Annotated in this window: 22 protein-coding genes; 15 read left to right on the top strand and 7 right to left on the bottom strand. The window is 33.5% G+C overall.

What is annotated here, in order from left to right; genetic code table 11:
- Window positions 1-87 precede the first annotated feature (87 nt).
- Complete coding sequence (locus NJT12_RS10010) at window positions 88-1,095, bottom strand: chemotaxis protein CheB (RefSeq protein ID WP_271335758.1); 1,008 nt, start codon at window positions 1,093-1,095, stop codon at window positions 88-90.
- 703 nt (window positions 1,096-1,798) lie between these two features.
- Between NJT12_RS10010 and NJT12_RS10005 the strand changes: the two genes are divergently transcribed.
- The 4 genes from NJT12_RS10005 (at window position 1,799) to NJT12_RS09990 (ending at window position 3,941) form a co-directional block, all read left to right on the top strand.
- Window positions 1,799-2,476: an SRPBCC family protein gene (locus NJT12_RS10005; RefSeq protein ID WP_271335757.1), complete on the top strand. Its 678-nt coding sequence runs from the start codon at window positions 1,799-1,801 to the stop codon at window positions 2,474-2,476.
- 95 nt (window positions 2,477-2,571) lie between these two features.
- Window positions 2,572-3,135: a hypothetical protein gene (locus NJT12_RS10000; protein WP_271335756.1), complete on the top strand. Its 564-nt coding sequence runs from the start codon at window positions 2,572-2,574 to the stop codon at window positions 3,133-3,135.
- 115 nt (window positions 3,136-3,250) lie between these two features.
- A complete protein-coding gene (locus NJT12_RS09995; RefSeq protein ID WP_271335755.1) occupies window positions 3,251-3,502 on the top strand; it encodes a DUF7218 family protein in 252 nt (83 codons plus the stop codon).
- Between the two features lie 157 nt (window positions 3,503-3,659).
- Entirely contained in the window at window positions 3,660-3,941 is a 282-nt protein-coding gene (locus tag NJT12_RS09990) for a hypothetical protein (protein WP_271335754.1), read from the top strand.
- Between the two features lie 305 nt (window positions 3,942-4,246).
- Here NJT12_RS09990 and NJT12_RS09985 read toward each other — a convergent pair whose 3' ends face one another.
- On the bottom strand, window positions 4,247-4,684 hold the full coding sequence (locus NJT12_RS09985) for a hypothetical protein (protein ID WP_271335753.1): 438 nt from the start codon (window positions 4,682-4,684) through the stop codon (window positions 4,247-4,249).
- Window positions 4,685-5,316: 632 nt separating this feature from the next.
- On the opposite strand from NJT12_RS09985, the gene NJT12_RS09980 reads away from it, so the two are divergent.
- The 8 genes from NJT12_RS09980 (at window position 5,317) to NJT12_RS09945 (ending at window position 14,781) form a co-directional block, all read left to right on the top strand.
- Complete coding sequence (locus NJT12_RS09980) at window positions 5,317-5,691, top strand: response regulator (RefSeq protein ID WP_271335752.1); 375 nt, start codon at window positions 5,317-5,319, stop codon at window positions 5,689-5,691.
- A 368-nt stretch (window positions 5,692-6,059) separates the two neighbouring features.
- Complete coding sequence (locus NJT12_RS09975) at window positions 6,060-9,338, top strand: CheR family methyltransferase (RefSeq protein ID WP_271335751.1); 3,279 nt, start codon at window positions 6,060-6,062, stop codon at window positions 9,336-9,338.
- A gap of 375 nt (window positions 9,339-9,713) precedes the next feature.
- Complete coding sequence (locus NJT12_RS09970; protein ID WP_271335750.1) at window positions 9,714-9,854, top strand: hypothetical protein; 141 nt, start codon at window positions 9,714-9,716, stop codon at window positions 9,852-9,854.
- 244 nt (window positions 9,855-10,098) lie between these two features.
- A complete protein-coding gene (locus NJT12_RS09965; RefSeq protein WP_271335749.1) occupies window positions 10,099-10,977 on the top strand; it encodes an AraC family transcriptional regulator in 879 nt (292 codons plus the stop codon).
- Between the two features lie 70 nt (window positions 10,978-11,047).
- Complete coding sequence (locus NJT12_RS09960) at window positions 11,048-12,214, top strand: iron-containing alcohol dehydrogenase (protein WP_271335748.1); 1,167 nt, start codon at window positions 11,048-11,050, stop codon at window positions 12,212-12,214.
- A gap of 222 nt (window positions 12,215-12,436) precedes the next feature.
- On the top strand, window positions 12,437-12,838 hold the full coding sequence (locus NJT12_RS09955) for a lipocalin-like domain-containing protein (protein WP_271335747.1): 402 nt from the start codon (window positions 12,437-12,439) through the stop codon (window positions 12,836-12,838).
- Window positions 12,839-13,181: 343 nt separating this feature from the next.
- Window positions 13,182-14,000: an alpha/beta fold hydrolase gene (locus NJT12_RS09950; RefSeq protein WP_271335746.1), complete on the top strand. Its 819-nt coding sequence runs from the start codon at window positions 13,182-13,184 to the stop codon at window positions 13,998-14,000.
- Window positions 14,001-14,298: 298 nt separating this feature from the next.
- Window positions 14,299-14,781, top strand: a complete 483-nt coding sequence (locus tag NJT12_RS09945; RefSeq protein WP_271335745.1) for a hypothetical protein — start codon at window positions 14,299-14,301, stop codon at window positions 14,779-14,781.
- A 45-nt stretch (window positions 14,782-14,826) separates the two neighbouring features.
- Here NJT12_RS09945 and NJT12_RS09940 read toward each other — a convergent pair whose 3' ends face one another.
- Together NJT12_RS09940 and NJT12_RS09935 are read right to left on the bottom strand one after the other, a co-directional pair.
- Window positions 14,827-15,804 carry a YheT family hydrolase gene (locus NJT12_RS09940; protein ID WP_271335744.1) on the bottom strand — a complete coding sequence of 326 codons (978 nt, stop codon included), beginning with the start codon at window positions 15,802-15,804 and terminating at the stop codon, window positions 14,827-14,829.
- Window positions 15,805-16,065: 261 nt separating this feature from the next.
- Window positions 16,066-18,462, bottom strand: coding sequence for an outer membrane beta-barrel family protein (locus tag NJT12_RS09935; protein ID WP_271335743.1), 2,397 nt, complete (start codon window positions 18,460-18,462; stop codon window positions 16,066-16,068).
- Between the two features lie 285 nt (window positions 18,463-18,747).
- On the opposite strand from NJT12_RS09935, the gene NJT12_RS09930 reads away from it, so the two are divergent.
- The 3 genes from NJT12_RS09930 to NJT12_RS09920 are packed head-to-tail and all read left to right on the top strand — an operon-like array spanning window position 18,748 to window position 21,213.
- Window positions 18,748-20,073 carry a sensor histidine kinase gene (locus tag NJT12_RS09930; RefSeq protein WP_271335742.1) on the top strand — a complete coding sequence of 442 codons (1,326 nt, stop codon included), beginning with the start codon at window positions 18,748-18,750 and terminating at the stop codon, window positions 20,071-20,073.
- Entirely contained in the window at window positions 20,070-20,768 is a 699-nt protein-coding gene (locus NJT12_RS09925; RefSeq protein WP_271335741.1) for a response regulator transcription factor, read from the top strand. The genes NJT12_RS09930 and NJT12_RS09925 overlap by 4 nt, the downstream gene beginning before the upstream one ends.
- A 19-nt stretch (window positions 20,769-20,787) precedes the next feature.
- Window positions 20,788-21,213, top strand: coding sequence for a hypothetical protein (locus NJT12_RS09920; protein WP_271335739.1), 426 nt, complete (start codon window positions 20,788-20,790; stop codon window positions 21,211-21,213).
- A 112-nt stretch (window positions 21,214-21,325) separates the two neighbouring features.
- Here NJT12_RS09920 and NJT12_RS09915 read toward each other — a convergent pair whose 3' ends face one another.
- From NJT12_RS09915 to NJT12_RS09905, 3 genes are all read right to left on the bottom strand, one after another.
- Window positions 21,326-22,300: a glycoside hydrolase family 43 protein gene (locus tag NJT12_RS09915; RefSeq protein WP_271335738.1), complete on the bottom strand. Its 975-nt coding sequence runs from the start codon at window positions 22,298-22,300 to the stop codon at window positions 21,326-21,328.
- Between the two features lie 215 nt (window positions 22,301-22,515).
- The gene (locus NJT12_RS09910) at window positions 22,516-23,691 is read right to left on the bottom strand and encodes an aldose epimerase family protein (protein ID WP_271335737.1); all 1,176 of its coding nucleotides are present in this window, start codon (window positions 23,689-23,691) and stop codon (window positions 22,516-22,518) included.
- Window positions 23,692-23,719: 28 nt separating this feature from the next.
- Entirely contained in the window at window positions 23,720-24,748 is a 1,029-nt protein-coding gene (locus NJT12_RS09905; RefSeq protein WP_271335736.1) for a glycoside hydrolase family 43 protein, read from the bottom strand.
- Between the last annotated feature and the right edge of the window lie 336 nt (window positions 24,749-25,084).

The raw sequence follows: 25,084 nt of genomic DNA, 5'->3' as shown, positions 1-25,084 counted from the left end.
GGCTTTTTAGATTTTGTAAGATGCTGTAATGGGATTCAGGATATTGAAAAATTTCATCAAAACTTACCACTTTTCACCTATAAATTTCTAATCTCCTGATAAAGTATTTGATGATATATTGATTACAAAAGACTTTAATCTTTTTATGTGTTCATCGATGTCATTAATTCTTTTATTAAATGATGAAACGGTCTCGTCATGATCCCTGCGGTTTCTGCGCTCAGATAATAAACGAAGCATATTTCTTTTTTCTTCTAACATTCTGATGGATACCCAAATCGATTCTTCGATTTTTAAGTCCTGAAGTTCGTGCAGCATTTTCTCAGAATAAACATGCCCAATATGACATCTGTATCTGTGAGTGGGATCTTCTTTTATTTTCCATAATCCACCGCCGCAATCCGGACATGAAAAATCACTATGATCCGCAATCCTTTTTAACTGATTAATATCGCTCATTAGTTTTTCGGTTATATTTACTTCAATTTTCAATTCATGTGGAATAGCAATTTTTGGAGGAAGGGGTTTATTTAAAATATTTTGAATAATAACAGGTATTTCTTCCAGTTCAGCCATATAATTAACCCTTATTTTATTTAGTACATTTCTTGGCATATCAGCATATTCAGCCTGCTCCGGATCTTGTACAATACAAAGTCCTCCGCAACTTTTAATAGCCTGCATTCCTGAAGTTCCGTCATATAACATACCACTTTCAATCACACCTATTGCTTTATGTCCAAAATGTACTGCTGCAGAACGAAATAACACATCAACAGATGGGCGATGTCTATTTTCTTCCGGACCCTGATTCAAATGTACAGTAGCACCATTTACCATCAAATGATGTTCTGGCGGAGCAATGTATATAGTTCCTTTTTCAATTTCCGTTTCATCTTTTGCAACTACACATTTCAAATTTGTATTTCTTTGAAATATCTGAACAATATTTTCCGGACTTGACTTTCTCGATACATGAAGAACCACCAGAACAGCTGCATCAATTGTTTCCGGAAATCCATTGACTATTTTAGAAATTGCCTTAATACCTCCCGCTGATGCTCCAATAACAATGAGATTTCGTATTTGATCCATTTTTTTAATATTAAGTATTAGTACATAATTAATTCAAGTTGCTGATTTAATGATTCAATAAATATTTGGCTCTAAATAAATTCAATCTACGGGATATTTTTTCTCGTAATTTTTATTATTCTATCACCAATATTACTAACAATATTACTGCCAATATTTAACTCCTAACGGAGTAACAAAAAAAATATCTCGCAGAGATTACATATTGGTAGAAATCAATTTATTCATACCTGTTTTGTCCCGTAGGGACTACATTTTATTAATTGGCAACTGGAATTAATGAGAAAAACAGATTCATTTAAATTCTTAAAAGTGAAATACTATTCAATCCATAACCATATAATTTTAATAGTAATGTTTCTGCGCTTTCAAATTCAATTTTATTGCAACAAGTCTATAATTCCTTTATTGTAAAGAGATTTCTTCAAAGGATTTTTCCCTCACAATTGTTCTAAAAAATTACACTATTCGAATTTATAAAGAACCATAACATGAATCTTACAAAATAGAATGTTCGTTTTTACAAAATTCACAGTCAACTAATTAAACATCAGCGTTGCTAAAACCTTTAAAAAAATAATCAAGTAAGATTTTATGAAAATAATATAAATCTGAGGTTCCTATTTTATAATTGATTTACAAGCACTTATTATAATTTTCGAATTACTATTAAATGAATTTATAAATCAAAAAAGAATAAAAAATGGAAACAAAAACTTCACATTCGTCGAGTGCACTGAATCCTTTACATCTTAAAAAAAATGTATCTGCGATTGAGCGAATAATTATGGTTGCAAGCGGTGCCTATCTTTTATATGATGGTTTGTCACGCAACAAAAAAAGTTTATCAAAAAGTACTTTGGGAGGTTCAATGCTTCTGCGAGGCGTTAGCGGTTATTGTCCGGTTTATGATCCTGTCGACAATTTGCAGCAAAGCAAAGCTGCTAATGTCAACATCAGGATCAACAGCGTGATCAAAAAACCTGTAAACGAAGTATATGAATTCTGGCGTGACCTTGAAAATATGCCAAAATTTATGAGTCATCTTGAATCTGTAAAAACAATTAACCAATCAAAATCTGAATGGACAGCAAAAGGTCCGGCGGGTATTGGAAGATTGACCTGGGAAGCAGAAATTGTAAAAGATGAAAAAAATACTTTTTTGAGCTGGCAGTCACTTCCTGATGCTTCTATAAAAAATGTTGGGAAAATTGTTTTTAAACCTAAAGGAAAACATACAGAAATTGATGTAACGATTTCTTACCACGCTCCTTTTGGTGTTATTGGCGAAAAAGCGGCGCAGCTTCTTAATCCTTATTTCGAAAAAATTGTTAAAGATGATATTACAAGTTTCAAATCTTATTTAGAATTAGAAAAATAATAGTTGTTGGCATTATTTTGACTTAAAATATGATAAGTAATAATCAACAAAAACATACACACAAAAAATAATTGATAATTATAAAAATTTAAATTATGAACAACAAAAACAGCGAAAATTTCGATCGGGAAGATCGCAATTTTTATTCAGAAGGACAGCGCGCTACTCAGGATACTACTGAAAATACAGATCCCCTTAATCGCGATCAGAGTGAGACGAAAACCGGAGAAGAATACAAAAGTTCATCTGCTCAAAATGAAACCACTCCGGATCAGGAAAATAGAAACAATAGTCTAGAGAATGATTCTGATAACGATCCCAGCAGAAGAACATTGGACGAATATAATGCAAACGAAGATGAACCGGATCAGGATAATGGTTTAAAGAATGCCAATTTAAACCACAACAATTCAAATAAAGATTCAGATCCTCTGAACAACGATTATGATTCGTACGACAATGATGTCGAAGATGACGATATCAGGGAAGATAATCTAAGAGATGCTTTTAATAATGACGATTTAGATCGAAAAGATCAAACTGATTTCGAGAATACAGATTTTGACAAGGAAGATAAACTTAGATATTCAGACAAAAATTTAGACAAACAAAATCCGAATATTAATGAACCCGATCCTTTTAAACCTAAAAGGTTTTAAGCAGGATAAAGACTTAATGAATACCATAGGATTTTGGTGTTCCGGATAGCAAAATAATACTTTCTAATTTATTAGAATCTATCAATAAACAGTACAAACTTTAAATTAAATTATTATGCCAGGAAAAGACCCGGGTCCACAAATAAAAGACAAGGACCAATACGAAGCATTGCGCGATAAAGGTTACAGCAAAGAAAAATCAGCGCGAATATCTAACAGTAAGGGAGCCGAAAAAAGAGGAGGCTCAAGAGATGATTATGCAGACAGAACAAGAGAGGAAATTTATTCTGAAGCAAAAAAAGCGGATATAAAAGGACGATCTACAATGTCTAAGAAAGAATTAATACACGCCTTACGCAATAATTAAAAATTTTAAACAGCAGCTCAAAAAACAACCGATTAAAGATTAAGTTTCTTTGAGCTTCTGTTTTGGTTTAGTAATTATTCTAAATTCTCTTTAAGAATGCAAATGCTGGTTTAAAACATCAGCTAAGCTAAAAAAATTAATTTTAAAACTACTTATTATGGGAATAGCAGATAACGAGAGATTTGGACAAAGCCAACGTCAATCTCAATCAGAAAGTCAGATGATAAATTCTGAAACTATGGAAAATAAAGATCCTGCAATAAATCAACATCAGGACGATAGCGCAAACAATGTAAATCACGAGTATAGTGATCAGGATGATAAAAAATCTTCTGACCTGGAAGAGGACGATAATGAAGATCCTTACTTTCAAAAAAATGCAGAAATTGCTCAGGATCTTGATGACGATTTAGAAAATAAAAATACATCAGAGCAATAATTCTGATAACGAAGATTCAGATCGTGACTTCGATCAAAAAGATACTTATGATCTTCAGAATGATAATTTTGGGAAAGAAAATGATCGAAATTATACTGATCCTATTATTGAAGACGATGAGGACATTGACCCTAATATAAAAGAACAAGATCCCTTAAATCAGCGATGATTGTGTTTCTTTCTTTTTTAACCTAAAAAAAACCGCCGGATATAAATTCAGCGGTTTTTGTGTTTTATCCTACAAATAAAAATCATCGACAACCTCACAGAGAAATAAGCAATGAATTATTACACCATAATCTAAATTAATCGGCTTTGTATTTATTATTCCAGTACAACATCAATAACAAAGTTACAATAATGCATGAAGCAGTTCCTTCAAATAAAAGGCACAGAACATAAGTGGCTACAGATGGATCGCCGCCAAACATAAAAGCTTCTGATAATGATTTTACATAAGCATCGCCACCTTTTGCATAACTATAAATAAGTAAGGCCACGACACTAAATACAACTCCGGAAAATGACGTGACCATTGCCGAGATTGCATTGGGAACAAAACTGTTTTTACCTTCGGCAAGGTTCATTTTTAGAGTTCTGTTTACTCCGTAAAAAATGAAGAGCACATTTAATAAACGTAGATAAAACAAGTGAGAAAGACCTAAAACTTCCATTAATAAAAAGAAAATAGCGATTCCTAAAAAAATATAAAACCCATTGATTACTTCTCTTGGTATTTTCATAGTAGTTATTTTTAAATTTAATAAATTGATTTGTTTCAAATTAATAAAAAATTAGATTAAAAAACTTCTACTATTTTCGGGTAAGATTATAAAATTTCAATTAAGAATCCAGGGCGGCATTTACATGCAAGCGAAACATTATCAAACAATTAACATATACTTTCATTAAATAAAATGTGGTAATTATGCAACAAAAAAATGAAAATTATATAAATTTGTACCTGTTCATGATTCTAAATTTACAAAAAGCAATTAAATTAGTTACAGACTTAAAGAGCCACAAAATGAAGATTATCAAACTTTTTTTAACCGTTTTTTCAATTACAGTATTCAATATTAATTGTGTCCCGCATTGTGATAATAAAGATTATACGCGTGATCAAAAAGAAGCAGAAATAACAAAAGCCAATTCGGTTCTGGTTATAAAACAATGATTTTTCTTTTACAATTTATCTGACAAAAGGCTTGTTTGTATTACAAGCTTTTTTTTTAACTTTAAAAATAAAAAAATATGCAAAAAATCTTGCTATTCATCCCTCCTGTCTGATTTGTTTTTTTTGATGACTTTTGCGGTTATCAGGTCGCATTATCTCTCACTTATTGCAACAATTATAAATACAATTCCCCCAAACATGAAATATAAAAACATTTTACAAATCGACGATGATTATGATGATTGCAATTTTTTCTTAGAAGCTCTTGAAGAAGTTTCTGTAGCTGCATATACAGCGATCCATAATCCTGTTCAGGCGATACAAAAGCTTGTTGATAATGAAATACTTCCTGATCTGATTGTTCTTGATATTAATATGCCAATCATGAACGGATTAGAAGTATTGTATGAAATCAAAAAGAAAGAAGTGATTAAAAATATACCTGTAATTATATTTTCAACATCGATACCTCCTGAAGTAAAAAACAAAATGAAAGATCTTGGCATAATGGACTACTTTATTAAACCAAGCGATTTTAATGTACTTAAAAAAATCCTGACAACGTTTACCTAGAATCTCAGTTGCATAAATACATTTTTCTAATAACAATACAATTAATACTCAATTTACGTCGAGACGTATACTGGTAGTAATCGTATTGTATTGGTTAGGATTTTTTTGTTTCATTTTTGAGGTTTTTTATATATTGGCATATAATTAATATGCTTACTTATTATAAATAGCACTCAATGATTTTTTCATAATATTGATTTTTAATCAATTAAAATTTCAAAAAATAATTATAAAACTAAATTTTACCTGAATCTAGACCATAATCTTATATTTTTATGAATTTATTATTACAACATTTCCATTTATTCAATATACAATTTTTTAATATTAAAAAGACTTAATACATTTGGTCTAAATTATAGTTTGCCATGAAAGTTCCTGCTAAAACTCCTCACAAAACAATACAGGATTTTCCCGTAGTTGGCATTGGTGCCTCTGCCGGAGGATTGGATGCTTTCAAAAAAGTACTGAAAGCCATACCCAATAATTCAGGGATGGCATATGTGCTTGTACAGCACTTGTCTCCTGACTATCCCAGCAACCTTCCTGAGATACTTTCTCAAAGCACAGATATTCCGGTTCATGAGATTATTAATGATATAAATCTGGCACCAAACCATATTTATATTATTCCGGAAAATAACAATCTTATTGCTGAAGATGGCGTTCTAAAACTGCATAACAGAACTCGTGATGAGAGAAAAAATAACAGCATCGACATTTTCTTTGAGTCGTTGGCACAAGTTCATAAGAGTTTTGCAATTGGTGTAATTCTTTCCGGAACTGCTTTTGATGGTACTTACGGACTTAAAAAAATAAAGGAACTTGGCGGTGTAACAATCTCTCAGGATCCTGAAACGGCAGCTTTTAAGGGAATGCCTCAAAGCGCTATCGACGCTGATGTGGCTGATTATGTTCTTGCACCTGAACTTATTCCGGAACAATTGCTTCAAATTCAGAAAAGTTATACCCTTAATCATGGTTATAGTGAAGAGGAACATATTCCTCAAAATGAAGAAGAAATCCTGAATAAAATTATAAATATTGTTTTTTTAAAAACAGGAAATAATTTCAATCATTACAAACAACCTACTATAAGACGGCGTATTGCCCGCAGAATGGTGATCGTTCGTAAAGAAGGTCTCGAAGAATATTACCATTATTTAAGAAATGATAAAGCTGAACAGGATCTCTTGTTCAATGATTTTTTAATTCCTGTAACGTACTTTTTTAGAGATACTAAGTTTTTTGAATCGCTGCCAAATATTGTGTTCCCAACCCTGATTCAAAATACTCTCAACAATAATTTACGTGTTTGGGTTGCAGGATGTGCCACTGGCGAAGAAGCATATTCGATTGCTATTTGCATTCATGAATATCTTGCAGAAAAAAACAATAAAGATATAAAGGTTCAAATTTTTGCTTCGGATATTTCTGAAAAATGCATTACAAAAGCCAGAACAGCACTTTATTCAGCTCAGGATTTACAACATGTTTCGCCGTCAAGGCTTCAAAATTATTTTACAAAACGTGATGGTCATTATCAGATCAATAAAGTAATTCGTGATATGTGCATTTTTGCAGTTCACAACTTTATCAAAGATCCTCCGTTTGCCAGAATTGATTTGGTTTCATGCCGAAATGTGCTCATCTATTTTGATCCGTTTTTACAGAACAAAGTTTTAAGTTCATTTCATTATTCATTAAAAGAAAAAGGAATTTTGTTTCTGGGAAAATCGGAAACTACAGCCAATGCACAAAATTTGTTTGAACCTCTTGGCAAAAACGAAAAAATCTATATCCGCAAATTTGCACCTGGACGTTATGTTCCTGAGGCGTTTAAACCGGCAAACATAAATTCGAGAGGCAAAACAGAAATATTTCCTAAAAAGATTCAACCGGAAACGGATTTTAGAAAAATTGCTTCAGATATTTTATTCCTAAAATATACTCCGGCAAGCGTCATTATAAATGAACATCTGGAAATTGTTCATTTTCATGGTGATACAAGTTTCTTTTTATTACCATCGCCCGGAAAACCAAACTTTAATATTTTGAAAATGGCACGCGAAGGCATCAGCTTTGAATTGCGTAATGCTATTTTGAAAATAAAAAAGGAACAAAAAAATGTCATCAAAGAAAATATAGTGGTCAAGGATCAACCTTATCTTGCTTCATTCGAAGTACTTGCTATCCCTAATGATGACGAACATATCATGGTTCTTTTTCATAAAAAAATGCTTCCTGAATTAGACGAAGACACTAAAAAAAGCCGAAAAAGTTCTGATCAGCAGCGTATCAAAGAACTCGAAAATGAACTTAACCAACTTCGTGAAGACATCAAACGGGTCACCGAAGAACAACAAACTGCATTTGAGGAACTTCAGACTACAAATGAAGAGTTATTGAGCAGCAGTGAAGAAATGCAGGCGATGAACGAGGAATTAGAAACCTCAACAGAAGAACTGCAGTCTAATAATGAAGAGTTAATGTGCGTAAACGACGAATTAATGGACCGTCAGGAACAATTGACTTCTATGCGAAATTATTCTGAGTCGATTTTTAAAACCATTCGCGAACCATTGATTATTATTGATCAGGACTTTTTTGTAAAAAATGCCAATCCTGCTTTTTATAAATATTTTCAAACTACCGAAAAAGAAACAGAAGGTTATTCCTTATTTGAGATTGGAGATTGCCAATGGGATATTCCGGAATTTAAAGATCTGATTTATAACATGCTTGGCGAAAAAACCCAGATCGAAGATTTCAAGGTTGATACTACCTGTAAAGGCATTGGCAAAAAAATCATGATGATAAATGCGCGCCGTATACTAAATGCAAAACCTGCCGGCATGATCTTACTGGCACTCGAAGATATTACAGATGTAATTAGTGCTAATGAATTGTTGACAATCAAAAATGAAGAACTGCAAAATTATAACGATCAGCTAGAAGCCTTTAGTGCTGCAGCAAGTCATGATTTACAAGAACCGCTTCGCAAAATTCATATGTTTTGTAAAAGGATTATTGACAACGAAGAGCATTTATCTGAATCAAGTAAACATAATCTGGAGCGAATGTTATTTGCCGTGACCAACATGAGCCAGTTAATTGCTGACCTGATTGCGTACTCGCGAATAAATTTTATAGAAAAAGAATATAAAAAAACAGATCTGAACGTTCTTTTAAAGAAGATTATTGCAGATATAAAAGACACTATTTTAGAAACAAACACCATAATAACAGTTTCTTCATTTCCACAGTTAAATGTGATTCCGTATCAAATACAACAGCTTTTTACCAATTTAATTCTTAACGCTATTAAATACACAAAAAGCGACGTCACGCCTGAAATAAAAATTGAAACAGAGCAGCCTTCAACTGACGAAATCCTTTCAATTGGCGGTAACAAAGAAAGTAATTACGTAAAAATTAGCGTGACTGATAACGGGATTGGATTTAACCAGGAATTTGCATCAAAAATATTTGAGCCTTTTTATAGATTACACAACAACGATCAATATCATGGCAGTGGTCTTGGGCTTACATTGGCTAAAAAAATTGTCGCAAATCATAACGGATTTATTGCTGCAAAAAGCAAAGTCAATCACGGGACCACATTCAATATTTATTTACCGCTATAAAATAAAAAAAACATAAATAACTGTCTCCAAAAAGTTTCACCGCTATTTGGAGACAGTTTTTTTGTAATGTTTTTCTATTCTCTCAATGTTTATACAGAGAACAAAAAATTATAAAATGATACTCACATTTTGCATAATTCTCATTCATAATTTACAATGTTGTACCCAAAAAATTGCCTGCGATGTTAAATTACCGTTCTGAGCGTTTCAAAAACCAAAAACAAGAATGTAATTCACTGATAATTATATAATTGAGATTTAAAATTCTATAAATAAATACGTTGCTTTCAAACTAATTTTGGATATGATCTTTACAACAATTCAATTTGTTTTTGAATAAAGATTGTATTAATCTATTAATTTAAACTATTTATTATGAACACTTCAAATCAAAAAAACAGCGGCACTACAGGTGCAAAAATGTCAGACAAAAAAACTGATACAAAATCAACTGCTTCAAAAGGTAGCAACAAGTCAACTGACGATAAAAAATCGACATCGACTAAAAAAAATTAAAACTTTTTACATCATTTTATGATACTAAAAAACAAATGAAAATTACGGTCTTCCCGATCGTAATTTTCTTCGTTTATACCAATAGCTAAAATTCAAAAAAATAAGTTTATCGATACTAAAGGGAAAAAAATCTTTTTTATTTTAAGTAAATTTGCAAATTCATAACTGAGAACCTTTACTAAAGTGCAAAAATTTCAGTTGGACCAAATGCCGGAATAATGTTTTTGACGCAAAAAAAATACTAATGAATTTAAAAAGATTACAGATCAGCAAAAACATTCAAAAAGCCGAAGACAAAAATCTATCCTTTCGCGCTTTTGATCTGAATACAGAATATATCGAAGACTATTTTCAACCTCATAAAAAAGATCATTTCTGCATTATAATTGTTGAAACCGGTACTATTGATATTCAGATCGAAGAAAAAATACATTATCTCAAAGCAGGTAAAATTTCTATAATCTTTCCGGAACAAATTCATTTTATCTTAGCCAAAAGTGATGATCTAAAAGGCAAAATCATTTTATTTGAAGAAGTCCTGTTTTGCTCTGATATATTAAAAAATGAACTAAGTCCGTATAATGTAAATCTTTCTGATAACCTTAATTGTACGGTACTCCCTACTGCTGAATTTGAACAGGCACTTTCTCTTATAAAAAACATTCAGACTATATATAACAACCCAACGTTGGTCAAAAAAGAACAGGCGCGATTTTATATAAAAGTATTTCTGCTGGGTTTAATCGAATCTATTCACGGCCAGCATCCTGTTTTGCATCAAAAAACAAATCAGCATATTTATATCGGTTTCAAAAAACTGCTAAATCAGCACTATAAAAGTGAGCGTACTGTGCAATATTATGCTTCGACGCTCACAATTACGCCAAAAAAACTCAATGAAATAACAAAAAAGCACTGCGGTGAAACGGCAATTAATGCGATTCATAACCGAATCCTTACCGAAATAAAAAGACAATTGCTTTTTTCAGATCTGTCCCACAAAGAGATTGCATTCGACCTGGGGTTTAGTTCCCCGTCGGCACTAAACAAATTTGTAAAGGCAAAACTCAAAGAAACGCCTACTGAACTACAGCAGGAATTGGCGCAAATTTATACCGCATAGTCCTGTTTGTATAACATCCTCCCCTGCACGCTCTTTTATCTTTGCCACAATAATTAATACTATTTAAAAGATGAGCAAATTATTTGTTGCAAGCGAGGTTTTCCATGGTCCCGGAAGTCTTGAGGAATTGAAAAACATCAAAGGAAAAAAGGCTTTTGTTGTAACTGGAGGAAGTTCTATGAAAAAAAGCGGAACTCTTGACAGAGCAGTAGCTTTTTTAAACGAAGCGGGAATCGAAACTTTTGTATTCGATGGTGTAGAGGAAGATCCTTCATCTGCTACAAGTTTTAAAGGCGCAGCAGCCATGAGCGAGTTTCAGCCGGACTGGATTGTAGGTATAGGAGGTTGTTCTGCTATTGACGCAGCAAAAACAATGTGGATTTTTTACGAACATCCTGATACTGAATTCGATTCATTAATCAAACCTTTCAATGTACCTGTATTACGAAATAAAGCTAAGTTTATAGCCATTCCGTCTACAAGCGGAACAGGAACGGAAACAACTGGTTTAGCAGTAATTACAGATCGCGAAAAAGGGGTTAAATATCCAATTGTATCGTATGAATTAACGCCGGATGTTGCCATTATCGATGGAGAAATTTGCGCATCAATGCCTGCTCATGTTACATCAAATACAGGATTAGACGCATTAACTCATTGTGTAGAAGCTTTTGTTTCTAACATTGATGATAATTTTGCTGACGTTCTGGCTAAAGGCGGATTAGAAATTGTATTTGATAATCTGGAAGAAGCGGTAAAAAACCCTTCAAATATTACAGCGAGACAAAATATGCATGATGCTTCATTTATGGGAGGATTAGCTTTTAATAATGCATGGTTAGGTATTGTTCATTCATTGTCACATCAGGTAGGTGCTTTATACGGTATTCCGCACGGTTGTGCAAATGCTATTTTCTTACCTAATGTTATTCGTTATAATGCTTTGGCAACGAATAAATATCCTGCATTAGCAAAAGTAATTGGTGTAGCAACTGCCGAAGATCTTGCGCAAGCGATCGAAGGTCTTAGAAGTAGAGTAAACAACATTTCATCTCTAAAAGAATTTGGAATTTCTAAAGAAGACTGGGATAAAAACCTTGATTATATTGCAAACAATGCACTAATCGATCCATGTACAGGATTTAATCCGCGTGTTTCTACTTTAGAAGATTTAAAAGATATTTATAATGCATGTTATGAAGGTATTTTTTATACAGAAAACGCAGTAACAATTTAATTTGTAAAGCCATTTTTAGCCAGACATTTATTTTATTGTCTGGCTTAGAACTGGCGAGGAATAAAATAAACTTCCGGAAAATAAAATTTCGTATGTTATTCTATATAAACATTTTAATTATAGGATTTTCTATAACTTAAAATTGAATAAGGCTGATTATTAGAAGTTTTATGATAATATAATTACCAGATTTATTTTATATTTGAATATAAATTCAAAACTATGAAAAAGATCTTTCTACTATCAATGCTTGTAACCATTTTAGTTTCATGTTCTTCAGAGAACGACAATATTCCAGACGACACATCTGGTAATATTCAGGGAACATGGCAATTAAAAGCAGAGTATATTGGTGGCGTAAGACAATCTTTAAGCGAATGCCGGTTAAACGAAAATATGTCTTTTGACGGTACTGCGGTAATAGCGGTAAAAAGTGATGAAACCGGAAATGTAAATTGTAATCTCAGCACCCAGGAAGGAACTTTTATAAGAACGGGAACTAACTTGTCGATTGCATTTACCAACGAGAATTTGAAAAGTAAGATCAAGGAATTGACAACAGTAAAACTGGTACTAATTCCTGAAAATTCAGATAAAACATTTGAGTACGAAAGGGCAAAGTAATTTTAATAAATTGCCTAATAATTAGACTGGTTTATTATTTTACAGTTCCCTTTTTTAGTCAAAAAATCAATTATACCCCTTTATTATCAAGAAATTACAATTATTATTTTTTTTCCAATACCTAATTTATTGAAATCCTTTTGGGTCACTTATTTTTAATTATAAAAAAAGAATCAGTACCTAAAACTCATTACTTAATCTAGATTAATCGATAGGTCTTCCCTTCCTATATAAATTTGTACAAGAAATCTAAGCCAAAATAAATACAGATAAAAACTTAAATTTTAGTTACAATACCAAATTAGGATATCTCCTAAATTTATTAATCTTAAAACCAAAAAAAATGAGCACAATTACAGTAAAAGACGGAACAGAAATTTATTATAAAGATTGGGGAACAGGACAACCTATTGTTTTTCATCACGGATGGCCTTTATCAAGTGATGACTGGGATGCACAAATGATGTTTTTCCTGAAACAAGGATACAGGGTTATTGCACACGACAGACGTGGACATGGTCGTTCTGGTCAAAGCTCTGAAGGAAATAACATGGAAACTTATGCTGCTGATATTGCTGAATTGACTGCTGCTCTTGATCTAAAAAATGCGATTCATATTGGGCATTCAACCGGTGGTGGCGAAGTGATACGATATGCTGCAAAATATGGAAAAGAACGTGTTGCAAAAGCTATAATAATTAGTGCTGTAACACCAATAATGATAAAAAATGAAGCAAATCCTGAAGGTGTGCCATTGTCTGTCTTTGATGAAATAAGAGAAGGTACAGGATTTAACAGAGCGCAATATTTTTACGATTTCCCTATAGCTTTCTACGGATGGAACCGCGAAGGAAAAACAGTTCAGGAAGGAATTAAGCATAACTGGTGGCGTCAGGGAATGATGGGTTCTGTACTTGCACATTATGAAGGTATAAAAGCTTTCTCTGAATCAGATTTTACAGAAGATCTTAAAAGTTTAGAAATTCCTGTTCTCGTTTTGCACGGAGAAGATGATCAGATTGTCCCTTTTAATCAGGCTCCAAAAGCAGCTAAACTATTAAAAAACGGAAAACTGATTTCATATCCGGGATTTCCTCACGGAATGCCAACTACAGAAGCAGAAACAATTAATAAAGATATCTTAGAGTTTATTAAATCTTAAGGAATATCAAATATTTTAACAGCAATAAATCCTTGAAAAAGAAGCGGCTTCAGAACTGAACTAGCATCTATTTCAAGGATTACTTTTTAATACAAATTGCAACAATCGATATTGCCGTTACAGGCAAGAAAGCAGCTTATTTATATTAAAATTTACGACATCTGTGCCGATAACGAAATTTTCTCTCTATAAAATCCTATCAAATTTAGATCGGGATTCTGCAAAATCCAATTACTATTATATAACAGAAAATTTCAGGGAAAAATTAAATTTGATGTACGCTATTAAAAATTCTGCTATGAAAAATTCGTTAATGCTTTTACTATCAATTTTCTTTTTTTCATGCCAACAAAAAGAAAATAAGAACGGTATTGTTTACTCTACAGATACAATTACGGCAAATAAAAATAAAGAGATAAACAAACCAAACGAAGAGAATAAACAAATAGGCGATACTATCCTAATGAATTTTAGAGATGATAAAGGTTTGTATGTAGCCGAAGGTTCCTTAGATTCAATTCATTCCAGAATATATGTCAAATTCAAAAATGAAAATTCAGAAAAATTGAATGCAACAATTGTTCCCTCTACAGGCAAAGGAAATATTCGTTTCAACCAAATTATTTTTCCAGATCAAACCTCAGACGGACCTTTTGGAATGGATATGAAAATCTCTCTCAAACAAAAAGGAAATTATGTTTTAGTAATTGGACATACGCAAATGGCTGACAATCCATTTTTTGGAAAATTCAGGGTACAGCTTGACAATAAAAAGGAATAATCCCTGAGTTCATAATTGCTCAAAGCCATAACTTGTATCCTCGTTTTAAGCCTTAAAAATAGCTCCAGGATTGTTGGTAAAAAATTCAAAAGCTCTTTTCTCTACATAAGAATGCGTAGAATTGCGCAATGGAAAAGCGCAGTGTCCTCCGTATTTTGGAGTTTCCAGATATACAAATGCACTGTCCTGCGATATAGCTCTGGGATAACATCTCTCGCTTAAAAAAGGATCATCAAGAGAATTAATAATCAAAACCGGAGTAGTAATGTCTTTAAGAGAAAATTCAGGAGAGACGCGCTCATAATAATCATCACGGCTTGCAAAACCATGTAACGGTGCTGTAAAATATTGATCGACTTCATCAAAAGAAGTAATTTTATCAATCTGATCGCGGTTTATAAAATCAGGAAACTGTGCCGCTTTATATTTCAGCTTTTTTTTAATATCAATTGTAAAATTCTTTAAATAAACCCTGTTAAATCCTTGTTTGAGTACCGCAGCACTTGTTGCGATATGAGTTGGTACAGAAATGCAAACACCAGCTTTGACCCGCTCATCGATTTTTGTCCAGCCAAAATAATTCAAAAGCTGAACCCCACCCATCGAATACCCAATTAAATAAACCTCATCGAATCCTTTTTGTAAAACAAACTGCACCACCTGATCAAGGTCATCAACTGCGCCGTGATGATAAAGTCTGGGAAGACGGTTCATCTCTCCTCCGCAGGTACGATTGTTCCATGCGAAAACCGAAAAATCTTTTTCCTGAAAATAAGCCGCACAACTATTATTGTACGTCCTGCGGGAATCCCCTTCTAATCCATGACATAAAATAACTGCCTTTTTAGGGTCACTTATAATAAAATCGATATTGATAAAATCTCCATCACTTAACTCATGCTTTTCCCTTGTATATCCCGGAGCGTCAAACTTTTTAAACAAAGCAGCATAAATAGTCGAAATGTGCCTGTTGCGATGAATAATAGAAGGTAAATTATATTCTGATTGTTCAATTATAGGCATGATAAAAAGTTTTTATGGTGCATACTACAAAGCTAAGGAATCAATCAAACATGTAATTAAAAACTGTCTTTTTTTATTTCATTTTTATTATTATTAATTTCATATAAAAAATATTCCCAAAACTTAAGAGACTCTATACTGATACGCGACAAGAAAATGAAAGAAGTTTTGATATTCATATATATTCCGGACTTTTATAAATTTCAATAAATACCTCTTTCTTTCCTGCTTAAAACAAATTTTGCTGTTGCTGCTTTCGCATTATAACCTTTGCTGCTCTTCAGTCTGGACTTCTTTCTTTTTGTTTTCTAATTTCTGATTTCCAAAATTATAACGCAAACCTAATCTAAAACTCTGGGTGTCTGCATACGACTTGAAATAATTGTACTGATCAGCATAATCTGTAACGACTTTTTCTTTTTGCCCCCTGTAGATATCCGAAATAATAAGATATACTTCCCCGTTTTCTTTCCATATTTTCTTGCGAATAGCGGCAGAAAGACTTGAAGTCTGACTGTAAACAAAAGTACCCTGCACTGAAGAAGAATTGTATTGAAAATTTAATTCTGCATTTAGATCTTTCTTTTTAGTAAGTACGAAACGGTTGCTGATACTCGTGTTATAAGTTGGCTTTCCGTTTTTATAGAAATTGCCGTCCCTGCCCTGAAAACGATCTTCAACATAACTTAATCCTGCCTGAATTCCAGATTCCCAAAAACTATACAGCGTAAGATTAGTATTAAACTCAAGTCCAAAGGCAAAATCTTTTTTAATATTTGTAAAATGGTACACCAACATATTAGTTTCATAATCCTGATAAGAAATTTCCATAGAAGGATTCTTCTCAAGGCGATAAAAAAGATCAAAATTATATTTATTTTTAAGCGTATAAAGCAAATTCAAATTGTGCGTAATTGTAGGAAGTAATTTTGGATCTCCCATAAAATAAGAATACGAATTATAATACGAACGAAAAGGGTTTAATCTGCTGTATTGCGGTCTCGTAATTCGCTTGCCATAAGAAATACCAATTTCATGTCCCTCTTTTGGTTTGTAAAGCCCATAAAATGTTGGAAAAAGCTTGAAATAACGCTGTTGGTTTATTTCTGAAGTAGTAACCGAATTTCCTTCCAGCGAAGTATATTCGCCACGCAAACCAGCCTTGAGACTCCACTTGCCAAATTCCTTATTGTAACTCGCATAACCTGCCAGTATCGATTCGTCATAAAGAAAAACACTGGTTTTATTTGGATTGTTTACGAGATTGCCAGCAATTTCGTCCTTGTAATCAAGACCGCTTTGGGCCTTTACATTTCCAAATTTCAGTCCTGCTTCCAGAGTTCCGTTAATTTCATTCGAGTAATCCGTCTGAGCCGTAAAAAGCTGAATATCCTGCACATTATCACTAATAAAGCGTGTAGTGCGATACGGATTTTGTTCAGGAAGCGAAAATGCCGATGTAATATCCTGACGTTCCTGACGCCAATATTGAGTATAATCTGCCGCTACAGACACTTTTTCTTTTTCACTAAAAAGATGGTCAAAGGACATATTATAGGATTTATTTTTGAGCGGATTAGTACGATTATTTCTCGTTACGTAAAGCGAATCAAGAGCACCATTGCCTCCATAAATAAACGTTGGTACAGTAAAATCTCCCTCTTGCTGCAGCGCTATAAATCCAGTTGCACCTGCAGCGATCGTATTCAGCGAATCAATTTCATACGAAGCCTGAAGACGATATGAATTTTGAGCCAGTGATTTTGACTTGCGTCTCATAATGCTTTCCCAGCGCGAATCGATTGAGCCATCTTCTTTTAAATAATGCACGACATCAGTTCCTTCATTGACATATATGCCTGAGCCAAAACCGTATCTCCCTGCCAGAGATAATTTTTCTCCTTTATAAAACTGATTTGTAGATACAATACCTTTTGGATACATTGATTGCACATAAGCAGTATTAACAGAGCCTTTATAGCCTTGCGAAACATTCTTTTTTAGCTTGATATTCAAAACCGCACTTCCCTGCGCTTCGTATTTAGCAGGCGGGTTCGTGATAACCTCTATAGATTTTACTTCTTCGCCACTCGTGTTTTCTAAAAACTGTTTTAACTCTTCTCCACTAAGATAAACCTTCTTGTCATTGATAGTAACAAGAATGCTCTGACTGCCCCGAATGCTTATCGCTCCCGAAGTTCCCGTCATTACGCCAGGTGTTTTGCTTAGGATCTCCCAGGCATTGTTTGATGAAAGTGATGAATTTTCGACCCCAAACTCAAGCCTGTCAATCAACCTCTTTACAATAGGTTTTTTTGAAGTAATAGTCACACTCTCCAGATTATTTGTTATTTCGCTTAAAGAAATTATATCCAAAATCGTATCTTTTTGAATTGTTATCTTTTTGAGATACTCTTCAAAACCAATTGTTTTCAATTTAAGCAGGTAATCGCCTTTTGCCAAGCCGTTAAAACGAAACTCACCTGATTCATTCGTCTGCGCAGTCTTATAACTTACAGAATCATTTGCCTGCAAAAGCAGCATATCTGCAAAAGGTACGGCTTGATGAGAGCCGTCAACTACCTTTCCAGACAGGGAAATCTCTTGCGAATATCCAGCAAAAGAACCCCACAACAGTAACATGATTAATTTTTTCATTGATGATTTATTTGATGCAAAGCTCTGTAAATCATTTTCCGAAAATGGTTAACACAGGGTTAACGAAGGGTTAAACACCAAAAGATAAAAAGCTGATTGTAAACTCAAATTGCCCTTGATAAAAGACATTTCAATCCTGGCGCAGTTTTGTTTGAGTTATTGTTTATAAATTTGGTTAACGAAGGGTTAAGGCTAGTATATTTGAACTGAAAATACCCAAAATGCGATAGCTTTGTCTCAACAAAACAAACTGATTCGCTTCACGGATTAAAACTTTAAGAACAGATGAAAAGAAAAATAATGCTCTTGATTGGTGCCTGTATTTTTACAGTAATGGCCTTGGCAACCATACAAGGCTATTTTATCTACAACACTTATCAATTAAACGAAAGAGAAATAAATAGTGCCATAAAGAAACAAATTGCACGCCTGGAAGATACTGACGAATGGGAGAAACTGAATGATAACTGGGCAGGACATTCGAAAAAATATGCAAAACAGTATCTAAAAGGAGATGTAACAAAACAAAATTTCATTAAATATCTGAGTGCCAATAAAGATTCGCTTTCCAGGGCTATGAATACCTACATGAAAAAAATGGCGGAACCCGAAGACTATAATATTAATTATTCTATTTATCTCAATTCGATAATACTTATAAATAATAAAAAAACAGATACTTTATTTAAAGGAAAAATATTAGTCTTAGCCAACGACACCCTAAAAAAAAACCTAATTCTTTCTTCTATCGGACGCTGGGAGGTTAAAGATAATGATACAGAACTTTCAATGGTTATAAAAAGCCAACGTTATTATGGTTTTGATGAATTGCAGCAAACCATTATTTCTAAAATGGCCGGCTTATTACTTTTTTCAATAGTATTAATGGCTTTTGTTGTTTTCTTATACTATATGTCCCTAAAAAACCTGATTTCGCAAAAGCGAATTGCCGATATCAAAACGGACTTTGTCAATAATATTACACATGAATTTCAAACGCCACTCGCTACAATGGATATTGCCATAAAAACATTGCAGCGAAAGGACGAACAAATGAGCCCGGAACATTATAAAAATACACTCGCCATGATTGCAAGACAAAATGAAAGACTGCAAAAATTGTTTCGTCAAGTAACCGAAGCTTCTGTCAAGCCCATTGCCAATAAAAACACTATTCAGGTTACCAATGAAGAAATTAAGGACATGATTGACGACTTTAAGCTTTCGAAACCAGATGTAGCAATTGCGTTCTCGTGCCAAAAAGAAGCTTTTAGTATTTCGATGGATCGTTTTCACCTGAATACAATTCTGATAAATTTGTTAGACAACGCCGTAAAATATGGCGCTGACAAAATTGAAACTGACTTAAAAATAACAGATAAAAACTTTATTCTCTCTGTAAAAGACAATGGAAAAGGAATCCCGGTTCAGGAGCAGACCTCAATTTTCGATAAATTTTATAGAGTCGAAAAAGGAAATATTCACAACAGCAAAGGCCTTGGGCTTGGGTTATTCTATATCAAGCAATTGGTAGAAACGTATAACGGTAATATCGTTGTGGAAAGCGAAGAAGAAAAAGGATCTATATTTATAATTACAATTCCAATATGAAACAGCATATTTTATTAGCAGAAGACGATTTTGACTATGCTTCTATACTAAAGCAATATCTTGAATTTTCGGGCTTCATGGTAACCTGGGCAAAGGATGGTAAGGAAGCTTTGAAAATTTTTTCGGACACAAAACCGGATATCTGTGTTTTGGATGTTATGATGCCCCATATGGATGGCTTTACCCTGGCTGAAAATATTATTGAAAATTATCCTGAAACTCCTTTTATATTCTTAACAGCAAAAAGTCTCAAAGAAGATAAGATCAAAGGACTGAAACTTGGCGCTGATGATTATGTAGTGAAACCTTTTGAAGTCGAAGAATTGATTTTGCGGATTCAAAACATCCTGAAGCGCAGTCAAAAGCCGGTTACCGGAAATGCTAAGGAAACTCTGGTATTCTCTATTGGTACTTATATTTTTGATGGTAATAATTATACGCTTTCCCATGAACAAATCACACACCGAATTACTGAAAAAGATGCGCACCTGATTCGGTTTTTATATGCCAATAAAAACAAGCTGGTCAAACGTGAAGATATTTTAAAGGAAATATGGGGCAATGACGACTTTTTCTCAGGACGAAGCATGGACGTTTTTATCAGCCGTCTCAGGAAATATTTTAGCAACGATCCAAACATCTCCATCACAAGTGTAAGAGGTTTAGGATTTGAGTTTAATAGCAAAAACGAATAAAAATTTAAAACTTTTACTTATGAAAATCATCTTATTTTTAATAATGCTAATTTGTGGAGCTTTAGCTCACGGACAAACCACAGTTTCTAAATCCGGAAACACAACAGCAGTTGCAAAAACTCCTTCTAAAAATACAAAATCGACCAAAACTTCGATATCAATTTCTAATTCAGACAATTATTATTCATTACTTGCGAACTTTGATTCCTGGAGAACTAAAAAGTTGGAAAAACTATTATCTGAAAACTTAGACAATAGTTTATTCTCAACTGATGCCGACACCAAAATTTGGAAAAAAGATCACAATGGCGAAACGGCTTACTCTTTTATATTAAAAGAAGAAAAATTAAAGGTAAACATTGACAAAGAATTGGTTTCTAATGCAACCTTTGAGAAACTAAAAGCTTTGGGAGAAAAAATTTCTGAAACACTTTCAGAAGACTAAACTTTGGTTTTCTGGATTGTTAGCATAAAAAAGGACATCTTTTTTCAAAGCAATATTTTCCTGATCTGACCAATCACTTCATTGATTTGTTTCTCTTAACAAAAGCTATTTTCTAATTTTTCAAAAAGTTAAAACTAGTATTGACTGCTTTTAATTCATTACCAACAAATTCGATATCAATTATAGCTGCTTTTCTGGGAGAAACAGCACTCTCATTAAAATGCGTATGCAAGACATAATGCATTTTTTGATTTTGATCCCAAAAAACATCTCCATGACCAATCCCGTTTTGATTCGTGTTTTTTCGACTGATGATCGGACTGTCTTTTGATTTTTCCCAAGGACCTAAAGGACTTTTACTCGTGGCGTAACCAACAGCATAATCAATGTTTCTAAAATCATTTGCTGAATAAATCAGGTAATACAAACCATTGTGTTTTAACACCGTTGGTCCTTCTGTAACTGGCCAATTGGTTTTTTCGGTATTTTCCCAAGGCAATGTTCCCGAAATACATTCAGTCAACGTTTCTGGTTTAATACTTTGAAGATCGTCGTTTATCTCGGCAACAAAAATTCGGTTTCCATTGGTCAATCTCACGTGATATAAGTATTTTTTCCCGTCATCATCAATAAACACAAACGGATCAATCTGATTTCCGGTTTTAATAATCGGTTCTTTGGTCTCATTTTTAAATGGTCCAAGCGGACTATCACTAACCGCTGTTGCAATGTTTTCATTCGCCGTATAAATCATGTAAAATTTGTTTTTATACGAAAGAATCTGCGGTGCCCAAAAACCTTTATCTCCATAAGAATCTCCCTTTTTCAAAGCCAGACCATTTTGCGCTCCAGCGGGTCCTTTCCAATCTTTTAAATCCGAAGAAGTGTAAACCTGAAAACCTTCGCCATTTGGGATAGTTCCTGATGTCGTTCCGTATAAATAATAGGTCCCGTTGTTATAAAAAATAGTAGGATCTGCCAGTAAAATTGTACTGGATTTTTCCTCTTTTGGTTTGCTTGCTTGTTTTTCCTGCGAACATGCAACAAACACGCAGAGTGAAGTTATTAGAGTTGCTATTTTTTTCATTTTTGATTTGATTTATTTTTAGGTTTAATTATCAACCGTTTTTCATTTCGACAGAGGAAAATCACACAAGAAGTTCCGTATAGTATATCGCCAATCTTTGTCGACTTACTAATGTGATTTCTCTCTTCGATCGAAATGACAAACTTGGGCGATTTACTTTATGTTCTTTATTCTCTTATTCTCCCATTATTTCATTATCTCATTCCGTCTTTCTCTCACTTCACCGAAAACTGATAATAAGAAACCGTATGATACTTCTGCCCTGCTTTCAAAACAATTGGTGCAAATTTTGGCTGATTTGGTGCATCCGGGAAATGTTGTGTTTCCAATGCAAAAGCCGTTCTAAAATCATCTTTCGAACCAGATTTAAACGTGTTTTTTGATTGCATAAAATTTCCGCTATAGAACTGTAATCCAGGTTCTTGAGTATAAACATCCATTATTATTCCCGATTTATCTCCTGAAATTGTTGCCGCATGGTTCAATCCGTTTTTCTTAGTTCCGTTTAAAACATAGTTGTGATCGTATCCTTTTCCAAATTTCAACTGCTCGTCTTTCGTTTCAATTCGTTCTCCAATAGTATGTTTTGAAGTAAAATCAAATGACGTATTTTTTACCGATTTTAATTCTCCATTCGGAATCAAACCTTCATCAACCGGTGTAAATTCATTGGCATAAATCTGTAATTCATGATTTATGATACTACCGCTTCCTTCCCCATTCAAATTAAAAAAGGCATGGTTTGTTAAATTGACAATTGTCGTTTTATCGGTTGTCGCTTCATATTCCATTTTTATAGAATGATCATCTGTAATAGTGTATGTAACTCTTACCGTTAAATTCCCGGGAAAACCTTGCTCTCCGTCTGGCGAAACATAACTAAAAACCAAAGTGTTTTCATTAGTTTTAGCAACATCCCAAACCACATCCTGAAAACCTTTTATCCCGCCGTGCAAAGCATTTTCTCCATTATTAAGCGGAACCTGATATTGTTTTCCTTCCAAGGTAAATTTTCCTTTTGCAATTCGGTTACCCACTCTTCCAATTGTAGCGCCAAAATAAGGTTCTGTAGCATTTTTAAAACCTTTTGCACTATTCATTCCAACCACAACATCTCTTGGTTTTCCGTTTTTATCTGCAACCCAAAGGCCAACTAATCTTCCTCCGTAATTGGTAAAAGCCGCTTTGATTCCTTTATTTTCAATCCAATACAAATTGACTTTTTTATTGTCTATTGTAGTATCAAAATTCTTCTCTTCTAAAACTATTTTTGTAGAATCTGTTCTTGTGCCAATTGTTTCTTTTAATGGTGAATTTTCTTTTTTACTGTCTTTACAATTAAATTGAAAAAGTGCCAGCATGATAACCCCAGCAATCTGAATATTTTTCATTTTATACTTTTAAGATGTTTTCTAATTTCTATTTTGATGGCAACGCTAATTTGGTTCCTTCGCTTACAGGTTCTCCCAAAACCGGAAATCCATTTGCATCCCAATTGATTTTCTGCATTCTTGGTGCTCTTTTATTCCCGCATCCTTCTCCCGGATTTGAATTGGCGTGGTATAAAATCCAATCTTCTTTTCCGTCAGGAGACTTAAAGAACGAATTATGTCCCGGCGCATAAACCCTATTTTTATCCGACTGTTTGAAAATTGGTTCAGGAGATTTTTTCCATGCCAATGCGTCTAACAAATTATCACTTCCTGTAAAAGTTAACAATCCCAAAGCATAAAAATCTGTCCAACAGCCACTAGCCGAAAACACGATAAAAACTTTACCATTTCGAGATAAAAACTGAGGGCCTTCATTCACATTTACCTGCGCCGGATTTATATCATCATGCAAAGCTCCGTGCGTTTCCCAATCGTTTGTTGGTGCGGAAATCATAACGCGATCTCCTTCAATCTCAAGCGGATTTTTCATTTTGGCTATGTAAATATTCTGTTGTCCGTTAGTTTCGCCTTCCCATCCTGCCCAGATCATGTACAATTGTTTTTTATGCTCAAAAACATTTCCATCAATCGCCCATTTGTCCGTTTTAGCAGCGATTTTTCCTTTAAATTCAAAATCTCCTTTAAACGGATCTGATGATTTATTTTCCAATACATACATTCTATGCGTGTTGTTATCGCCATTGTCTGCTGCAAAATAACAATACCATTTCCCGTTAATGACATGAAACTCAGGCGCCCAGATATCCGCAGAATAATCGGTTCCTTTTGGTGCTTGCCAAATGACTTTGCTTTGGGCATTTTTCAGATCAGATAGATCTTTTGTTTTCCAAAGCACCAATCGGTTTTGTAACGTATTCGTGTAATAATAATATCCGTTGTAATACGTGCTGTAAGGATCAGCACCCGCTGGTAGAATGGGATTTGTGAATGTTTTTTGCTGTGAATATCCAGTAGAAACAATCGCTAGCAAAAAGAGTAATAAGCATTTTTTCATTTTATTTTTTTATTGTTGGGTATCTGTTTTTAGTATCAAAAATTGGGTCAAATTGCTTCCTTTTATTAGAAGCTAATCCCGCTATCCGTTACAATCTTTTGTGGCGAACCCCTCCACAAAAGGATTTCCACTTCTATCGGGGCTAAGACAATGATTTTCATAACAATATTTCGGCATAGTTTGTCATCCTAATTTCTATAATAAAACCAAATCTTTTTGTTCTTTTCAACGGATTTAAATCCGTTGCTACAATATAACTCGTTCCTCCTAAAAGAGCCTTCGCTCAAATTATATTGTAGGGATGAATTTTAATCCATTCTTCTCAATCCGTAAACA

The organism is Flavobacterium azizsancarii, from assembly GCF_027980145.1.
Classification (GTDB): domain Bacteria; phylum Bacteroidota; class Bacteroidia; order Flavobacteriales; family Flavobacteriaceae; genus Flavobacterium; species Flavobacterium azizsancarii.
The sequence above is the reverse complement of the archived record's forward strand: the minus strand, read 5'-3'. Positions and strand labels throughout refer to the sequence as shown.